This is a genomic window from Enterobacter sp. BNK-13, assembly GCF_048685015.1.
GTDB classification, from domain to species: Bacteria; Pseudomonadota; Gammaproteobacteria; order Enterobacterales; family Enterobacteriaceae; genus Enterobacter; species Enterobacter quasiroggenkampii.
The window spans coordinates 2,137,229-2,154,693 of the sequence record NZ_JBLQTP010000001.1; the positions used below are offsets into that span (position 1 = coordinate 2,137,229).

The window sequence follows — 17,465 nt, forward strand, 5'->3', positions numbered from 1 at the left end:
CCGGGTAAGGCGTAGCCGCCACCCGGCTAAAAAGGCTTAGTTCAGCTTCGCTTTCGAGAAATCGCTGCCCATCAGGCTTACGCTGTACCCGGTCACATTGCTGCGGGTCGCGTAGAACGTTTTCCCGTTGGCCAGCGCGATCCACGGCGCCTGCTGGTAGAAGATCTCCTGCGCCTGGCCATAGAGCTTGGCGCGCTCAGCCGGGCTGCTGGTCAGCTTCGCTTTTTGTACCAGGGCATCATACCCCTTATCGCACCAGCGCGCGGCGTTTGAGCCGGTTTTAATGCTGTTGCAGCCGAGCAGCACGTCGGCAAAGTTGTCCGGGTCGCCGTTGTCGGACATCCAGCCAAAGAGCGCGGAGTCATGTTCGCCTTTACGCATTCCGGAGAGATATTCGCCCCACTCGTAGGAGACAATTTTGGCCTTCACGCCAACTTTTGCCCAGTCGCTCTGGATCATCTCCGCGATACGACGCGAGTTCGGGTTATACGGACGCTGAACCGGCATTGACCACAGCGTGACTTCCGCGCCCTTCTCCAGACCCGCCTGCTTCAGCAGGGCTTTCGCTTTTTCAGGATCGTAGCTGTAGTCCTTCAGGTCTTTATTGAAGCCCAGCATATTTGGCGGGATCGGCGATTTTGCCACCGTGCCCGATCCCATAAAGACCGCATTAACGATGGCCTTCTTGTCGGTAGCGTAGTTGAGCGCCTGACGCACCAGCACGTTATCAAACGGTTTTTTCTCGGTATTAAACGCCAGATAACCAACGTTCAGCGCATCGACCGAGTGCAGCGTCAGGTCTTTGTTGTTTTTGATGGCGTCAAACTGAACCGGGGATGGCGCAGGAATGATCTGGCACTCGTTGGTCTGCAGCTTCGCCAGGCGAGTTTCCACGTTTGGCGTAATGGAGAAAATGAGATGCTTCGTCGGCACCTCGCCCTCCCAGTAGTTCGGGTTCGCGACGTAGCGGATCAGCGAATCCACTTTGTACTGCTGCAGCACGTAAGGCCCGGTGCCAATCGGCCAGGTGTCCACGTTCTCAGGCGTGCCTTTTTTCAGCATTGCGTCGGCGTATTCAGCGGAGAGAATCGAGGCGAAATCCATCCCCCAGTCGGCCAGAAACGCGGCGTTGGGTTCGCTGAGGGTGAACTGGATGTGATAATCATCGACCTTTTTAACGTCCTGGATCAGCTTATCGAGACCGACATCATTAAAGTACTCGTAGTTGCCCTGCGACACGTTGTGGTACGGGTGTTTAGGGTCTTTCTGACGCATGACCGAGAAAATAACGTCATCGGCATTAAAATCACGCGTCGGTTTGAAGTATTTGTTGCTGTTGAACTTCACCCCTTTACGCAGGGCAAAGGTATAGGTCTTGCCGTCCGGAGAAATCGTCCAGGACTCCGCCAGCGACGGCACCGGGGTGTTTTTCACCGGGTCGAAATTGATCAGACGGTTATACAGCACCTGAGAGCTGGCCACAAAAGACGGGCCAGAGCTGGCGATTTGTGGGTTGAAGGACTCGGGGGAGGCTTCTGAACAGTAAATAAGGGTGTCGTTATTTGCCGCCCATGCGGCACCGGCTGGTAACAGCGCGCTCAGTGCAAGGGCGAGCAGTGTTTTCCCTGTAGACATGGTTATAACCCTGACAGTTTTATTATATAGGACAGTAATAACAGCACAGGCGTTTTGACCTGGCAAATAACGAAACACTATCAGGTTATTCTAAAGCCGCTTTTTTTGCTGTTTTAACCGCCAGCGCTCAAAAAGATGATTTGCCTTAAGTGCCATTATTCGTCAAGCACAACCGTCACTTTCTATGCCGCAAGAAATCGGCGCTTTTAGCGTCTCTTCCTCCGTTTGTTTGCTTCCTCGTTTCGTTAAAGTAATGGTGTGAAGAAGTATATGGGATCAAATCGTGGCAAAAACTCTTTTACGCAGCGGTAATCTGGATGATTTTCAGGCCGTTGGCGGCGGCGGACAAGCCGTTTTCGAATCAGCGTTGCAAATCCGGGAAGCGCTCCGTTTGCGCAAACAACAGGCCATCGTCGACTGTCTGGCGATTCCTCAGGTCAACGACAGCGGCGACCGCGTGGACTGGTATTCCCCGGTTGAAGGGAGCGTAATCAGTTGGAAAGCGGCCGATGAAGATGATCGCTATCGCGCCCTGCGCTATCTGGAAAACACGCTCGCCAGCGTCGAGTCATTAAGCAAGAAATGCCTGCAGTCGCCTAAAACCGCGCAACAGCTTTTTGGCTCTCTGCTGTCAAAGGCGTTTCAGTTTCCGGGCGAAAACTTCCTCTTCCTGGTGGACGGAAAGCCGGTCATTAGCTTCTGGGGATTTGTAAACCTGAACGAGAACGCGCGCGACGATGTCCTCGACTGCCTGCGTGAATCGCTGATCCCTGAGCCAGCCCCCGTTGTGATTGACGATCCTGAACCCGAGCCTGAGCCAGAGCCGGTGATGACCTTTGAGCATGCTGACGAGCCGCTGATCGCCCCTTCCACGGTGGTGCGTATTACGCCGGAGGAGCTGTATGAGCCCGAACCGGCCCCCGCCGTTGCTCAACCTCTTCAGGCGCCTGCTCCAGCGAACATCGTGAAAAAGCGCCGCGTTCCCCTGTGGACCCTGCCGGTTGCCGCCGTGATCGTCGCCGCCATTGCCGCCCCGCTGCTGTGGCCAAAACAGGCACCTTCCGCTGAGCCCGCCCCGGCACCCACACCTGAACCTGTGGAGATTGCGCCAAAACCGATCAAAGCGGTTGAGCCGCTGGCGATGAAGCTACCGCTGCATCAGGCGGAGGTCGTGGCCAGCAAAGAAAAAGAAGCCGCTCCGGCCGCTCCTGCGCCACAGCCCGCTCCGGTGGTGATTGTCGCCATCCCAAAAGACGCCATGGTGATGGAAGCGAATCAGGTAAAAGCGGGATCGACGCGTTTCCTGAACGGCAACTGGCGCGCTATCCTCGATGTGAAAGATCCGGTTACCGGCAAGCCGCCGTCGCTGCGCTATCAGATCCAGAACAATAAAGGTTTCGCCCGCGTTGTCCATGGCGACAACATTGTCTGCCGCGCGGAGGTCTTCTCCGGGCTGCACAGCAATGGCGAGCTGATGATTAAGAGTCGCGGCACTGCCCGCTGCACCGACGGTTCCCGCTACCCGATGCCGGAAATTGCCTGTAAAGCAGGCACCAGCGATATCGCAGAATGTCGCGCCCGTTATGATGCCAACACCGTCGTCCCACTGACGTTCAAGAAAGCAGGTGCCTGATCCTATGCTGGTAAATCTTTGCGACTATAAACAAAGCGTCACGCTTATTGCCAACAGCGGCGTGCAGTTCCTCGATTTCGGTCTGACGCCGCAGGACTCCGCCAGCAACGGGCGCTTCGTACGTAAAACCGCGAACGGCCCGCTATTGCGCCTCGATTTCGACCTGGTCAACGGTCGCTATACCCTGCCCGGCATGAACGGCGGGCAGCCTGAAGTGGTCAAACCGGAAACCACTATCCCGCTGCATCAGTCGCTGGCGGTACTGGATGGCGTCTGGCTTCCGGTTCCTTTCCTGCGCTTCAACCCGCCGCGGACCTTTGTTGAAGGGCCGGATAACTGGGCGCGCGTTCAGGTGCGCAAGCTTGACACCCCGGACACGGCAGGCAATACACACCGCGTCACCCTCGCGCTTGACAGCCAGATTGCCGATCATGCCACGTCCGCGCTCTCCCCGGTGGAAAACGATATTCTGAACGGCACCCGCTTCGCGCTGGCGTGGCGCGATAATGAGGTAGACAGTTTCCTCGATCAGACCTGGATTGACGGCTGGCTGCGCGAGGCGTTTACCCAGTATGCCGACGGCGTTGAGAACCGCTCTGAACGCGACCTGCAGCAGGCGATGCGCAGTTTTGAGTATCAGGCCCACTGGCTTAACCTGCTGACCATGCTCGGTGAACAGCTCACCGTACCGGAAGTGAAATTTGTCACCCATACGCTCAGCACGCCAGCCATTCCGGTTGACCTGATCCTCGACGTGGGTAACACCCACACCTGCGGCGTCATTATTGAAGACCACGGCGATGCGAACGATGGGCTGCGTCAGACCGCCGAGCTGCAGGTTCGCTCGCTCAGCGAGCCGCAGTTCCTGAACGAGCCGCTGTTCACCAGCCGTCTCGAGTTTTCGGAAGCGCGGTTTGGCAAGCAGCACTTCTCGGTTGAAAGCGGTCGCGAAGACGCCTTTGTCTGGCCGTCGATTGTCCGCGTCGGTGATGAAGCCCGCAAGCTGGCGATGCAGCGTCTGGGAACCGAAGGCAACAGCGGTATTTCCAGCCCGCGTCGCTACCTGTGGGATGAAACCCCGGTCGTGCAGGACTGGCGCTTTAGCCAGATGAACAGCAAGACCCAGCGTGAACCGCTTGCCACCGCGTTCCCGCTGATGAACCTGATGAACGATGACGGCGAGCCGCTCTTCACGCTGCCGCAGGACGAGCGCCTGCCGGTCTTCTCGCCGCAATACAGCCGCAGCACCCTGATGACCCATATGCTGTGCGAGCTGCTGGCACAGGCGCTGGGGCAGATCAACAGCGTCGCCACGCGCCTGCGTCTGGGCTTCCCTGCCTCGCCGCGCCAGCTGCGCACGCTGATCCTGACGCTGCCCTCCGCCATGCCAAAGCAGGAGCGCGAGATCTTCCGTCGCCGCATGTTTGAAGCCATCGCGATTGTCTGGAAAGCGATGGGATGGCACCCGCAGGATGAGGATTTTGTCACCCGCAAACAGCAGGAAAAAAGCGTGGTGCCGGTACCTGAAATCCAGATGGAGTGGGATGAAGCCAGCTGCGGTCAGCTGGTCTGGCTGTATAACGAAGCCATCTCCCGCTTTGGCGGCCAGACCGAAGCCTTCTTCGCCTCCCTTGCCCGTCCGGACCGTGAACCTGAGCCGGGCAGCCAGCCGGGGCGCGCGCTGCGCGTCGCGTCCATCGACATCGGCGGCGGCACAACGGATATGGCGATCACCCATTATCAGCTGGATGACGGTTCCGGCAATAACGTCAAAATCACCCCGCAGCTGCTGTTCCGCGAAGGGTTTAAGGTCGCGGGCGACGATACGCTTCTGGACGTGATTCAGCGCTACGTGTTACCCGCTCTGCAAACGCAGCTGCAGAAATCCGGTATCGCGGATGCCTCGCTGCTGATGGCCTCGCTGTTCGGTGACTCCGGGCGCATTGATACCCAGGCCGTACTGCGCCAGCAAACGGCGCTGCAGCTCTTTATGCCGATTGGCCATGCCATTCTTGCCGGATGGGAATCCAGCGACGTTGACGATCCGCTGGCTGGTCTGCACGCCACCTTTGGCGATCTGCTGCCGCAGAAGCCGACCCGCAACGTGATGAACTATCTGCAGCAGGCGATCGACCATGCCCTGCCTGCGGGTTCTGACGCTTTTGACCTCTTCGCCGTGCCGCTGCACGTCAATTTCCGCGAAATGCAGGATGCGATGCTGGCCGGGCAGTTTACGCTGGCCTCCCCGCTCCACGCGGTGTGTGAGGCGATTTCCCATTACAGCTGCGACATTCTGCTGATCACCGGACGCCCGGGCTGCCTGCCTGGGGTTCAGGCGCTCATTCGTCACCTGCAGCCGGTGCCGGTCAACCGCATCGTCTGGCTGGATAAATACCAGGTACATGAGTGGTATCCGTTCAGCCAGCAGGGGCGCATTGGCAACCCGAAATCGACCGCTGCCGTGGGGGCCATGCTCTGCAGCCTGGCGCTTGACTTGCGTCTGCCGCGCTTCAACTTTAAAGCCGCGGACATTGGCGCGTATTCCACCGTGCGCTATCTGGGCGTGCTGGATAACACCGTCAATACCCTGCGCGAGGAAAACGTCTGGTATCAGGATATCGATCTTGATAAACCCGGCGCGAAGCTTGATGCGCGTCTGCACTTCCCGCTGCGCGGTAACGTGACTCTCGGCTTCCGCCAGCTGGCAAACGCGCGCTGGCCGGCCACGCCGCTCTACACGCTCAGCATTAACTCGGCCGAACTGGCAAAAGCGATTGCCGGCGACGGCGTGCTGAATGTGCGGCTCAAGCTCTGCGGCGGCAGCAAGCAGGAAGGTCCGGAGGCCTTTGAGCTGAGCGATGCCTGGCTGCAGGACGGCACGCCGGTGGCGCCTGACGCATTAACTTTCAAACTTAATACCCTGGCCGATCGCCGACACAGCGGTAGCCACTACTGGATCGACAGCGGGAGCGTATACCTGAAATGACAGCGACCACGAACACCACTCAGGCCTTAATCGGGTGGATTAACGAGACGCGCCTGACCGCCCCTGTGCTGGATAACGATGCCGACGCCCTGCTTGCTCGCATCAACGCGGTGCAGGCGCGGGAGCAGGCCATTGAACGCGCCATGACCCGCCAGAGCAGCATTGGGCTTTACGGCCATTCGCAGAGCGCGAAAGCGCACCTGCTCTTATCGCTGTGCGGCAGCGGCAATGGTCGCCTGAACGTGACGCCAGGCCAGCGCACTTTTGACTATTTTTCGCATATCAATCCAGGACATGCCCTGACCAATATGGCCGTCCGCTTCACCCGGGAAATCCCGGAAGCGCTTGACGAGGCGTTTCCGCTGCGCCTGAGCCTGGTCACCGAGGCCGAGCTGGTACAGCTCTTTATTGCCCGCACGACGCTTCATCCGCAGATGCGCGCGGTGGATAAGGCGGTCATCGAGACACGTCTGGAGAAATGGCGCGGACTGCGCCAGCCGCAGGGCGTGCCCGGCATCACCGCTCATGAAGTGGGGGCAATTGCCCGTTTCTGGCAGAGCACGGTACCCGCAGCGAAACAGCAAATTGATGATGCCCTGTGGCATGAGTTTGCCCAACTGGTGCCTTCACTCGATCTCAGCACGCGAGCCAGCGTCTGGTCGCTGCTCTGGGGCGAACAGCAGGAACTGACCCAGCAGTGGTTAAACCTGGCCCATGTGCTGCACCAGACCAGCCATGCCAGCGAGCTTGCGGCCCCCCTTAGCCTGCTGGTGGACAGCTTTGGGCTGCCGGGTGAAGGGTTCCTGACGCACGACGGCTCGATAGCGCTTCAGCATGCACAGGAGACGCTTCTCCATCCGCTGAACAACGGTGAAATGCTTAACGCCATCAGCCTCCCGGTCGATGTGCTGGCCTTCCTGACCCGCGAAGTGGTGCTGCCCGTTGAGAGCGGCGCGCTGGATAATGTTGATATCATTGATATCCCGGTGTTTGAAGAGCACCATGCCGATCCGCTACGCCAGGCGAAATCCCAGTGGCTGCTTGAGCACTATCGCCAACAGCTCCAGCCGGATGTGCTGGTCATTTGCAACGCGACGGCGCAGCACGAACAGACGGCCAAAAAAGCAAAAGTGTTAATGAACTGGGTCAGGGAGACGCAGCCTGCCGAAGAATCAGCCCTGCCGGGGCTGGTGTGGGCGATCACCCCGCATGACGCCCGCTTTACCACCCGGCAGAACCTCGACGAAGCCGTACAGCATCTGCTCGGAAAGCCGGGCTTGCGCTGGGGCACCCTCCAGGCCCTGGACAGCCACAGCATGCAGCGCGTCATTGAGTGGCTGTCTCAGGCCACGTTGCCCGCGCAGCGACAGAAACGTCTCGGCACGCTGAAAAATGCGCTGCATCAGGAGCTCTCGGCGCTGATGCAAAGCTACCTGGCACCGCTGATTGAGGAACCGGGTACCCGACGCGCTCAGGCAGAAAACATGGTGCGCATGCTGCAAAGCAGTGCCGCCCGCCACGGCGAGCTGCTTGAAGGCCTGCTGCCGCCGCTGAAGGCCTTTGAAACGCTGCTGGCCGTTCAGCAGCCGCGCGAGGAGCAGGTTAACGGGCTGTTTACGGATACCATTGACCTGTTTGCTGATAATGCCCAGGAAAGTGCAAGCCTGTTCCAGACCAAAGACAAAGCGCGTCTGGCGCACAGAGTATGGATAAATCATCTGCGCCAGTGGAGCCGCAACGAGGCAACCGCCGCCCGTCTTGGGCTGGATCCTGAGGTGTTACAGCAAATCGCGGATGTGCTGGTCGTCACTAGCTACCGGCTGAATCTGCCTCAACAGCTGCAGCGAATTGTCGAAGCAGATAAAAGTAGCGCTGCGCAACTGCATGCCGTGATGGGCAATTTCGTTGGCTGGCTGGGTTACGACCAGACGCCCGTGGCGACGCGTCCGGCAAGCCGCATCCGTAAAGGCCACGCCATCTTCGTCACGCCGGTGGTCAGCAGCGCCGAACCTCGCCTGACGCGCCTGGGAGAACAGCCGGTCCATGCGGCTACCGCATATGTTTACGACTGGCTGGTCGCACTCTATAGCCGCGCGATAGAGAACATTGATTACCACCACCCGCATGATGTTCAGCCTGACGCACGTCAGGCACTACGGGCTTTAATAAAGTAACCGCCCTTCTTGCCGGGTGGCGCTGCGCTTACCCGGCCTACATTTCGCAACGATGATACATTGCACAATAATCACATCGTCGTACATTCGGCTAAGGCCCGCGCCAGCGCAGAGGGGTTTTCCCAGGACATTGAGTGCCCCGCCGCAGGAATAATTTTCACCTCAACGCCCTTCTGCTGGAGATTTTCCACATCGTCATCCGGCAGAGAGAGCTCGCCAAAAATCAACGTTACCGGGCAAGGGAGTGACAGGAACTGCGCTTCCCATTCCGGTTCAACGCCCGTCACCAGGCCAGATGCACCGCGCCAGACGGCATAAGCGGCATTGCTCTGAAGGCATCCCGCCCATGCTGTTTTTTCTGCGCTGAGCATGGCGTCATATCCGTGCTCCAGAAACTGTTGCTCGGATTGCGCCGCTATAGACCGGCTGAACATGCCCCCACCCGCGTGAAAATTGGGCTCTGACACCATCAGTCCCTTCACGCGCGTTGCCAGCAGCCCCGCCGTTTCGATAGCAATACTGCCGCCCATGCTGTGGCCATATAACCAGAAGGAATCCAGCTCAAGATGGTCAATCAGTTCCGCGACAACGTGCGCCTGGTCAGTGGTTTTATAGCTGTAGTGCTCAGGCTTATCGCTGTAGCCGCTGCCGGGCAAGTCGATAAGAATCGCTCTGCGCGCGCCAAAAAGCGGGTCACGAACGACGCGGGGATATTCATAGGAAGAGGCGCAGCCCAGCCCGTGAATGAACACCACGGGATCGCCGGTACCAGGCAAGTCGTGCCAGCGCACGGTGCAACCGGCCTGCTGCGAGTAAAAACTGTTCATAAGCACTCCTTTTATGATGCACTGTGTATTTATACAGTCATCACATCAGGAATGCTATGTTCATCTTTTAAAACTGAAAGCGTGCTTCAGAAAAGCGAGACCAGCAGCGCAACGGGAAAGCTCATTGGCCAGGTTGACCCCACCAGGAAAGCGCTGAGCAGGCGGATACGTTTGCGGTCTTTAGAGAGGAACCAGGTGATTAATGCGCAGATGGAAGCCATGATTGCGTAAAAAACCAACATCTTTTGATACAACGTCATTCTGTATACCAGAGCCGAAAAAATAACCGCACGCAATATGCGTCATATGTTGACACAGATCAAGTTTTTTCGTTACAGAATAACCACTTAAAAATTACGGCTAATAACAATTGAGTATCTTACGTAACACGGGTGGCGGGCAAGGAGCACGCCTGGCCGCGCAAGCGGCCAGGCTGAGCGGATCAGTGCTTGATCATCACATGCCGGACGACCGTATAATCCTCAAGCCCGTAGACCGACATATCTTTCCCGTAGCCCGATAATTTCATGCCGCCGTGCGGCATTTCGCTCACCAGCATAAAATGGGTATTCACCCAGGTGCAGCCGTACTGCAGGCGCGCGCTCAGGCGATGGGCGCGCCCCACGTCTTTGGTCCAGACCGATGACGCCAGGCCGTATTGCGAATCGTTCGCCCAGGCCAGCACCTGCGCCTCGTCATCAAATTCGGTGACGCTCACCACCGGGCCAAACACCTCGCGCTGAACGATGGCGTCGTCCTGTTTTGCTCCCGCCAGAAGGGTTGGCTGGAAGTAGTAGCCCGCTCCCTCTTTTTTACTCCCGCCGGTGACAACCTGGATATGACCGAGCGCTTTCGCCTCATCGACGGCCTGGCAGACGCGTGAAAGATGGGCGGCCGAGCTGAGCGGACCGAGTTCGGTAGCCTCGTCCTCCGGGACACCCATTTTAAGACTGGCAACCGCGGCACCCAGCTTTTCCACCAGTTGGGCATAAATTCCCTTCTGGGCATAAATGCGGCAGGCCGCCGTACAGTCCTGTCCGGCATTGTAGAAACCAAACGTCCGCACCCCTTCAACCACCGCATCCAGGTCGGCATCATCAAACACGATCACCGGCGCTTTGCCACCCAGCTCCATATGGGTGCGTTTAATCGAGGACGCCGTATGGCCGATGATATGTTCCCCGGTCGCAATCGAACCGGTCAGCGAGACCATACGGACCTTCTCGTGCCCGGTGAGCGGGTCGCCGACCGTTTTCCCACGACCAAACAGCACGTTCAGAACGCCCGCCGGGAAGATATCTCTTGCCAGCTCTGCCAGCTTCAGCGCGGTCAGGGGCGTGATCTCTGAGGGCTTAATCACCACGCAGTTCCCTGCTGCCAGCGCGGGGGCCAGCTTCCAGGCTGCCATCATCAGCGGGTAGTTCCACGGCGTGATAGAGGCCACCACGCCTACCGGATCGCGGCGAATCATTGACGTGTGGCCGTCAAGGTACTCGCCAGCGGCGAGGCCGTTCAGGCAGCGGGCGGCCCCGGCAAAGAAACGGAAAACATCGACCACCGCCGGGATTTCATCACCCAGCGCGCAGTGCAGCGGCTTACCGCAGTTAAGGGACTCGAGCCGGGCAAACGCCTCGCCGTGCGCTTCAATCGCATCCGCCAGCTTCAGCAGGCACTCGGCGCGGGTTTTCGGCGTCGTTTGCCCCCACGCCGCAAAAGCACGGTCAGCAGCCAGCACCGCCGCGTCGACCTGGGCCGCTGACGCCTCAGCAATTTCCAGCAATACCTCTCCGGTGGCCGGGTTATAAACCGGCTGTTTTTCACCTTCTCCGGCAACCAGCTCACCGTTTATCAGCAGATGTTTTTGCATAGCATTTTCCTGTTGAATTCACTGTTATTTCCCGCTGCCGGCAATGTTTTCGCCGTCGCGGGTTAGCCACCAGGCTCCCAGAATGGGGATAGTTGTCACCAGCATCACCAGCAGAGCAACAACGTTGGTGACGGGCACGTCGCGCGGACGCCCGAGCTGGTTGAGCAACCACAGCGGTAACGTGCGCTCGTGTCCCGCCGTAAATGTTGTGACGATTATCTCGTCAAACGACAGGGCAAACGCCAGCATTCCCCCGGCCAGCAGCGCGGAACCCAGATTGGGCAGCACCACGTAGCGAAAGGTTTGCCACCCGTCAGCCCCGAGATCCATCGACGCTTCCACCAGGCTCCAGGAGGTGCGTCTGAACCGGGCAATCACGTTGTTAAACACCACCACCACGCAGAAGGTGGCGTGTCCGACGACGATGGTGAAAAACCCCGGCTCAAGATTGATCGTTTTGAAAGCCGTCAGCAGCGCCAGGCCGGTGATGATCCCCGGTAACGCAATCGGTAACAGCAGCAGCAGAGAGATCGCATTCTTGCCAAAAAACGCGCTTCGCCACAGCGCTGCTGCAGCAAGCGTGCCAAGCACAAGGGCAATGGCGGTGGAAAGCGCGGCAATTTGGAGTGACAACGTCACGGATTCGATAATATCGCCGCGCCCCGCCGCCACGCTAAACCACTTCAGCGTCAGCCCCTGTGGCGGAAAGCTGAAGGCGGCGTCTTCGGTGTTGAAGGCATAGGTCGCGATAATCAGCAGCGGGAAGTGCAGGAAGATAACGCCTCCCCACGCTGCCACTTTCAGGAACAGCGGTGCGCGCTCAGAGTGCATCGAATGCTCCCAGACGTTTCACGAACGCCAGATAAAGAGAAATCAGTACGATAGGTACCAGCGTGAACGCGGCGGCCATTGGCATATTGCCGATAGCGCCCTGCTGCGAGTAGACCATGTTACCAATGAAATAGCCCGGCGGGCCGACCAGCTGAGGAACGATGAAGTCCCCCAACGTCAGGGAAAACGTGAAAATAGACCCCGCCGCAATGCCCGGTATGGCCAGCGGCAGAACGACATAGCGGAACGTCTGACGGGGACGCGCGCCGAGGTCGGCTGAGGCCTGCAGCAGCGAGGCCGGCAGGCGCTCCAGCGCCGCCTGGACGGGCAGGATCATAAACGGCAGCCAGATATAGACGAACACCAGAAACCGTCCCAGCCCGGAGGTGGACAAGGTGTTACCGCCCACTGCCGGGAGCGTCAGGATTGAGGTCAGAATCGGCTCCAGTCCGAGATGACTGAGAAACCACTGGGCCACGCCGTCCTTCGCCAGCAGCAACGTCCAGGCGTAGGCTTTGACGATATAGCTCGCCCACATTGGCAGCATCACGGCGATATAGAAGAAAGCCTTCCACTTGCCGCTGGTGTATCGCGCCATGTACCAGGCCATCGGGAATGCGAGGATGGCGCTGGCAATGGTCACCGCAATCGCCATCGTTAACGTGCGCAGGATGATGTCGTAGTTTGCCGGGTTGAAGAGCGCCTGAATATTCGCCAGCGTCAGATCCGGCGTGACCGTCATGGTGAAATCGTCAAAGGTGTAAAACCCCTGCCACAGCAGCGTCAGCAGCGATCCTAAATAGACGATGCCAAACCACATCAGCGGCGCAAGCAGAAGCAGGAACAGGCCGAGCGACGGTTTACGCCAGAACAGTGCGGTCATGCGGCTTAAGCGGCCGCGCGGGGCGGAAGGATGCGCGACACTCATATCCATTTCACCTCTCCTCGTGAAGGCGGATCATCGCGTCGCGTGACCATGACGCCATGACCGCCTGCCCTGGCGCAATGCCGCTAAGCGGCGAGACGTCACTGAAGTTAGCCTGACTCACCAGCAGTTTGGCGCCATCGGCGAGCTTCAGCTCCAGACGCGTGGCAGCCCCCTGATACTGAACGGCCTGCACGACGCCCTGAACCTGAACGTCACCCTGTTCATTAAGGCGAATATGTTCAGGGCGCAGGGAAAAGGTACCCTCCATCCCGCAAAGTGTCTGCGCAAGGCCCGCATCAAAAACGTTAGAGGTGCCAACAAAACCGGCGACAAACGGCGTGCGCGGACGCATGTAAAGATCGCGCGGGGTATCCACCTGCTCGATGCGCCCGTTATTGAACACCGCCACCCGGTCCGACATAGAAAGGGCCTCGCCCTGATCGTGGGTGACAAAAATAAAGGTGATGCCGAGTTCTTGTTGAAGCTTCTTCAGCTCGAACTGCATCTGTTCCCGCAGCTTGAGATCGAGCGCCCCTAAAGGCTCATCCAGCAGCAGGACGCGCGGTTCATTCACCAGCGCGCGGGCAATGGCGACACGCTGACGCTGGCCGCCGGAAAGTTGTGAAGGTTTGCGGGCGATGGCAAAGCTCAGGCCCACTTTTTCCAGGGCATCACGGGCCTGGGCATGGCGTTTTTTCTTGTCGACGCCTTTGACCATCAGCCCGTAGGCAACGTTGTCGAGGATCGACATATGCGGGAACAGCGCGTAGTCCTGAAACACGGTGTTCACATCCCGCTCCCAGGGGGGCAGTTCGCTCGCCTCTTTGCCGAAGATAGAGATCGTGCCGCCTGACAGCTGTTCAAAACCGGCGATCAGACGCAGGCAGGTGGTTTTGCCGGAGCCCGAAGGCCCCAGCATGGAGAAAAACTCTCCGTCACGAATCGCAATGGTGACCCCATCCACCGCCCGGACGTCGCCGTACAGGCGGGAAACATTGTTAAACTCGACTGCGTACGTCATGTTCTGCTCCCGGGCAATTAACGACCGCCCATGATGGCGATGTAATCCTGCGTCCAGCGGCTGTAAGGGACAAATTTGCCGCCTTCTGCGATGGGGGTTTTCCAGAACATGATTTTGTCGAACTCGTTATAACCGTTTGTTTCGCAGCCTTTATCGCCCAGCAGCGTGCTGGCTTTACACCCTTCCGGAACCACAGGCAGGGAACCAAACCATGCTGCCAGATCGCCCTGCACTTTCGGCGTCAGCGACCAGTTCATCCATTTGTAAGCGCACATCGGGTGTTTAGCCTGCGCGTGCAGCATGGTGGTGTCCGCCCAGCCTGTCACCCCCTCTTTCGGGAAGACGGTGGCAATGGGCTGGTTCTCGGCCTTCAGCGCATTCGCCTGATACGGCCAGGCGCTGGAGGCCACGACGCCTTCGTTTTTGAAGTCGCTCATCTGGACGGTAGTGTCGTGCCAGTAGCGGTGGATCAGGGCATGCTGGTCGCGAAGCACCTTAAGCACGGCGGCATACTGTGCTTCGGTGAGCTGGTACGGGTCTTTAATACCCAGCTGCGGCTGCGTGGCTTTGACGAACAGCGCGGCATCGGCGATGTAAATCGGGCCGTCATACGCCTGCACGCGTCCCTGATTGGTTTTACCGTCCGGCAGATCCTGTTTAGTAAAGACCACGCTCCAGCTGTCCGGCGGCGTCGGGAAGGTTTTGGTGTTGTACATCAGCAGGTTTGGCCCCCACTGGTATGGTGTGCCGTAGACCTTGCCCCCGACGTTAAACCATTCCCCTTTCACAATCCGTTCGTCGAGGGTTTTCCAGTTGGGGATAAGATCCGGGTTAATCGGCTGGACGCGTTTGCCCATGATCAGCCGCAGTGAGGCATCACCTGAGGCGGTCACCAGATCGTATCCCCCTTTCGCCATCAGGCTGACCATTTCATCCGACGTGGCTGCCGTTTTGACGTTGACCGCACACCCGGTCTCTTTTTCAAACTGGGTGACCCAGTCGTAGTTTTTATCCGTCTGTCCCCGCTCGATGTATCCCGGCCAGGCGATAATATCCAGTCGACCTTCCCCGTCGCCAATGGCCTTGGGGGGTTCTGCGGCTTGCGCTGTCATGATAGTCATGCCGAGCGCACACAGGCTGCTGCGGGCAAAATTTTTGCTCATAAGAGTTACTCCTGTCGCAATGAAATTTAGCGGCAGCCGTGCCGTAAAAATATCTCCCTTATTAAACGTAGACCGCGCAAATGCGCCGCACCGTACTGCTTCAGGAAATTTCATCAAGGTGTGACCGAGGGCGCATTCCCCGTTAACTGGATTATAGACAAGGAGTTAGGCGCGAGAGACGGTATGCAGATTTCCTATGACAGGTCACCGCGAAATATTCGCAGTGCCGTCATCAGGATAAGAATTGATTATTTAAATAACGGAGAAAGGATTATTCCAGCATCGTGCTAATTAATTTTCCTAACTGAATGACCGCCTGCTCTTCCCGCTCTCCCCAGGCCCAGGAAGTATTAAAACGAAAGAACGGCGTCCACGCGTCAGAGGTGGAAAACATCTTTCCCGGGGCAATGCTGATGTGGTGCGTTAAGGCCTTTTCGCTCAGCAGCCCCGCATCCAGCGGTGCCGGCAGTTCCAGCCATAAAAAGTAGCCGCTGTCGTTATGGTGAATTTTGACACCGGCAGGCATATGGCGCAGAAGTGACTGCCAGGCCTGCTGCTTCCGCTCGGCCAGCGTACGCCGCAGGCGGCGCAGGTGGGCGTCGTAGCGTTTGGTCGCCAGGTAATCCACCAGCGCCAGCTGCATGGGAGAACTGGTTGAGAGCGTGCTCATCAGCTGCAGCTGCTGAATGCGACGCGCGTGTTTTCCTGCCGCCACCCAGCCGATGCGAAAACCGGCCACCAGACATTTTGAAAAGGACGAGCAGTGAAGCGTCATGTCCTGACGATCCCACGCTTTCGCCGGGAGCGGCTTTTCGCGGCCAAAATAGAGTTCGCTGTAGACGTCATCTTCAATCAGCGGGACGTTGTGCTGTGTTAACAGCGCGACAAGCTGCGCTTTTTTCTCCGCGCTCAGCGTGAAGCCGAGCGGGTTTTGGCTGTTGGTCATGATCCAGCAGGCTTTAACCGGGTAATCATTCAGCGCCTGTTCAAGGGCGTTGAGATCGATCCCCTCGCGGACGTCTGTCGCAATCGACAACGCTTTAAGCTTCAGGCGTTCCAGCGCCTGCAGCGCGCCGTAGAAACAGGGGTTTTCGACAATCACCCAGTCCCCCGGCTCGGTCACCGCCTGCAGGCTAAGATTCAGCGCCTCGAGCGCGCCTGCGGTGATCACGATCTCTTCCGGGGAGATGTTCATCCCCTGCTGCGCGTAACGACGGGCAATGGCGTGGCGGAGATCGACGTTACCCGGCGGCAGGTTCTCAATCACGCTCATCGCCGTCGCGGTTTTACTGACGTTAGCCAGCGAGCGGTTGAGCTGCTGAAGCGGGAAAAGCCGGGGATCGGGAAACGCGGAAGCAAAGGGAACTACGGAGGGGTCGCGGCTGGCCTGTAAGACATCGAAGATATAGGTATTGATATCCACCGCTTCGTCACGCATCACCTGAGCGGGTGGCGCAGGCTGTTGTGCGGTCGGGCGCGAGGCAACGTAATAGCCCGACTGCGGTCTGGCGACGATGCGCCCCTGACTTTCCAGCATCTGATACGCGTGGCCAACGGTCATAAAACTCATGCCGCTGCTTGCCACCTGCTCTCGCAGGGAAGGCAGCTTATCGCCCGGCAGCCATACGCCAAGCTCAATCTGCGAGATAATTTGTTGCGCCAGACGCTGGTATTTTTTCATCAGATTCTCCTTATGACCGATAGTGTATATCAGCAGGAGAAAAAGAGAAGATTTAGCTAACTGTTATAGTCTGGAAGATGAATTACTTACGGTATTCGGTCACGTGGCTCTGAGCGGAATGCGCGGCGGCCAGGTGGTCGAGCGTGATCATCGGCGATTTGCAAAAAATGCATTTCGCGCCAAACGGGTTTTTCTCAGACACATCAAAGGCTGAGGTACGGTACTGCGAACCATGGCAGCATGGGCAGCGAAAATGGATATAAGAAGTCATAGGATTCTCCTGAAACGTTAAAACGTAAATTACTAATGGGCCGATTGGGCATAATGGTTTTAAACAAAACGAATCGGAATGTAGATAAAGACCCAAGAGAGGCTGCGGAGAGGCACAACGTGATGAGAACTGCTTTAAAAACTACGTCAGATATTTATTTGGACTCAAAACCAGAAGACCATTAACGCACGGCGCTGACGGCAAAGCAAGCGGTTTAATGCGGAAAATTCATAAAAAGAATGTTTTTATTCCCTGATGTTCGTCCATGTTTTTAAATATTGATGTTTACAATCCTCGACCATGCATACATAACCTAATGAAATATAAATATAATATATAACATTTTTTGTCTACTCATCTCACCAACCACAGAGTATTAACAACAGGCTAATGAACACTCTGCTACTTGTCTTGCTCAAGCAGGAATTGCGCCCTTACCTTACAGAAA

General features: G+C 57.7%; 13 protein-coding genes. 3 read left to right on the plus strand and 10 right to left on the minus strand.

All coding sequences use genetic code 11. The features are described from left to right. Nucleotides 1-36 precede the first annotated feature (36 nt). Nucleotides 37-1,635, minus strand: a complete 1,599-nt coding sequence (locus ACMGGQ_RS10355; protein WP_420289979.1) for an ABC transporter substrate-binding protein — start codon at nucleotides 1,633-1,635, stop codon at nucleotides 37-39. Between the two features lie 283 nt (nucleotides 1,636-1,918). Between ACMGGQ_RS10355 and ACMGGQ_RS10360 the strand changes: the two genes are divergently transcribed. Genes ACMGGQ_RS10360 through ACMGGQ_RS10370 form a run of 3 tightly spaced genes read left to right on the plus strand, consistent with a single transcriptional unit; the run spans nucleotide 1,919 to nucleotide 8,428 of the window. After that, a complete protein-coding gene (locus tag ACMGGQ_RS10360) occupies nucleotides 1,919-3,268 on the plus strand; it encodes an SrfA family protein (protein ID WP_420289980.1) in 1,350 nt (449 codons plus the stop codon). Nucleotides 3,269-3,272: 4 nt separating this feature from the next. Then, entirely contained in the window at nucleotides 3,273-6,254 is a 2,982-nt protein-coding gene (locus ACMGGQ_RS10365; RefSeq protein WP_008501295.1) for a virulence factor SrfB, read from the plus strand. Next, nucleotides 6,251-8,428, plus strand: coding sequence for a virulence factor SrfC family protein (locus ACMGGQ_RS10370; RefSeq protein WP_420289981.1), 2,178 nt, complete (start codon nucleotides 6,251-6,253; stop codon nucleotides 8,426-8,428). Before ACMGGQ_RS10365 ends, ACMGGQ_RS10370 begins: the two co-directional genes overlap by 4 nt. A 71-nt stretch (nucleotides 8,429-8,499) precedes the next feature. Here ACMGGQ_RS10370 and ACMGGQ_RS10375 read toward each other — a convergent pair whose 3' ends face one another. The 9 genes from ACMGGQ_RS10375 to ACMGGQ_RS10415 all read right to left on the minus strand — a co-directional run bounded on the left by ACMGGQ_RS10375 (nucleotide 8,500) and on the right by ACMGGQ_RS10415 (nucleotide 17,017). Next, the gene (locus ACMGGQ_RS10375) at nucleotides 8,500-9,255 is read right to left on the minus strand and encodes an alpha/beta fold hydrolase (RefSeq protein WP_420289982.1); all 756 of its coding nucleotides are present in this window, start codon (nucleotides 9,253-9,255) and stop codon (nucleotides 8,500-8,502) included. Nucleotides 9,256-9,341: 86 nt separating this feature from the next. Beyond that, nucleotides 9,342-9,515: a GhoT/OrtT family toxin gene (locus ACMGGQ_RS10380; protein WP_013096478.1), complete on the minus strand. Its 174-nt coding sequence runs from the start codon at nucleotides 9,513-9,515 to the stop codon at nucleotides 9,342-9,344. Nucleotides 9,516-9,697: 182 nt separating this feature from the next. Further along, nucleotides 9,698-11,122, minus strand: coding sequence for an aminobutyraldehyde dehydrogenase (gene patD / locus ACMGGQ_RS10385; RefSeq protein WP_420289983.1), 1,425 nt, complete (start codon nucleotides 11,120-11,122; stop codon nucleotides 9,698-9,700). Nucleotides 11,123-11,146: 24 nt separating this feature from the next. Next, the gene (locus tag ACMGGQ_RS10390; protein ID WP_023292290.1) at nucleotides 11,147-11,953 is read right to left on the minus strand and encodes an ABC transporter permease; all 807 of its coding nucleotides are present in this window, start codon (nucleotides 11,951-11,953) and stop codon (nucleotides 11,147-11,149) included. Continuing rightward, a complete protein-coding gene (locus ACMGGQ_RS10395; RefSeq protein ID WP_420289984.1) occupies nucleotides 11,943-12,887 on the minus strand; it encodes an ABC transporter permease in 945 nt (314 codons plus the stop codon). Before ACMGGQ_RS10395 ends, ACMGGQ_RS10390 begins: the two co-directional genes overlap by 11 nt. 1 nt (nucleotide 12,888) lies before the next feature. After that, on the minus strand, nucleotides 12,889-13,902 hold the full coding sequence (locus ACMGGQ_RS10400; protein WP_032674887.1) for an ABC transporter ATP-binding protein: 1,014 nt from the start codon (nucleotides 13,900-13,902) through the stop codon (nucleotides 12,889-12,891). A 17-nt stretch (nucleotides 13,903-13,919) separates the two neighbouring features. Then, on the minus strand, nucleotides 13,920-15,065 hold the full coding sequence (ydcS, locus tag ACMGGQ_RS10405; protein WP_024907240.1) for a putative ABC transporter substrate-binding protein YdcS: 1,146 nt from the start codon (nucleotides 15,063-15,065) through the stop codon (nucleotides 13,920-13,922). Nucleotides 15,066-15,336: 271 nt separating this feature from the next. Then, nucleotides 15,337-16,746 carry a PLP-dependent aminotransferase family protein gene (locus tag ACMGGQ_RS10410; RefSeq protein WP_234099937.1) on the minus strand — a complete coding sequence of 470 codons (1,410 nt, stop codon included), beginning with the start codon at nucleotides 16,744-16,746 and terminating at the stop codon, nucleotides 15,337-15,339. A gap of 82 nt (nucleotides 16,747-16,828) precedes the next feature. Next, a complete protein-coding gene (locus tag ACMGGQ_RS10415; RefSeq protein WP_032645155.1) occupies nucleotides 16,829-17,017 on the minus strand; it encodes a hypothetical protein in 189 nt (62 codons plus the stop codon). Nucleotides 17,018-17,465: the final 448 nt, after the last annotated feature.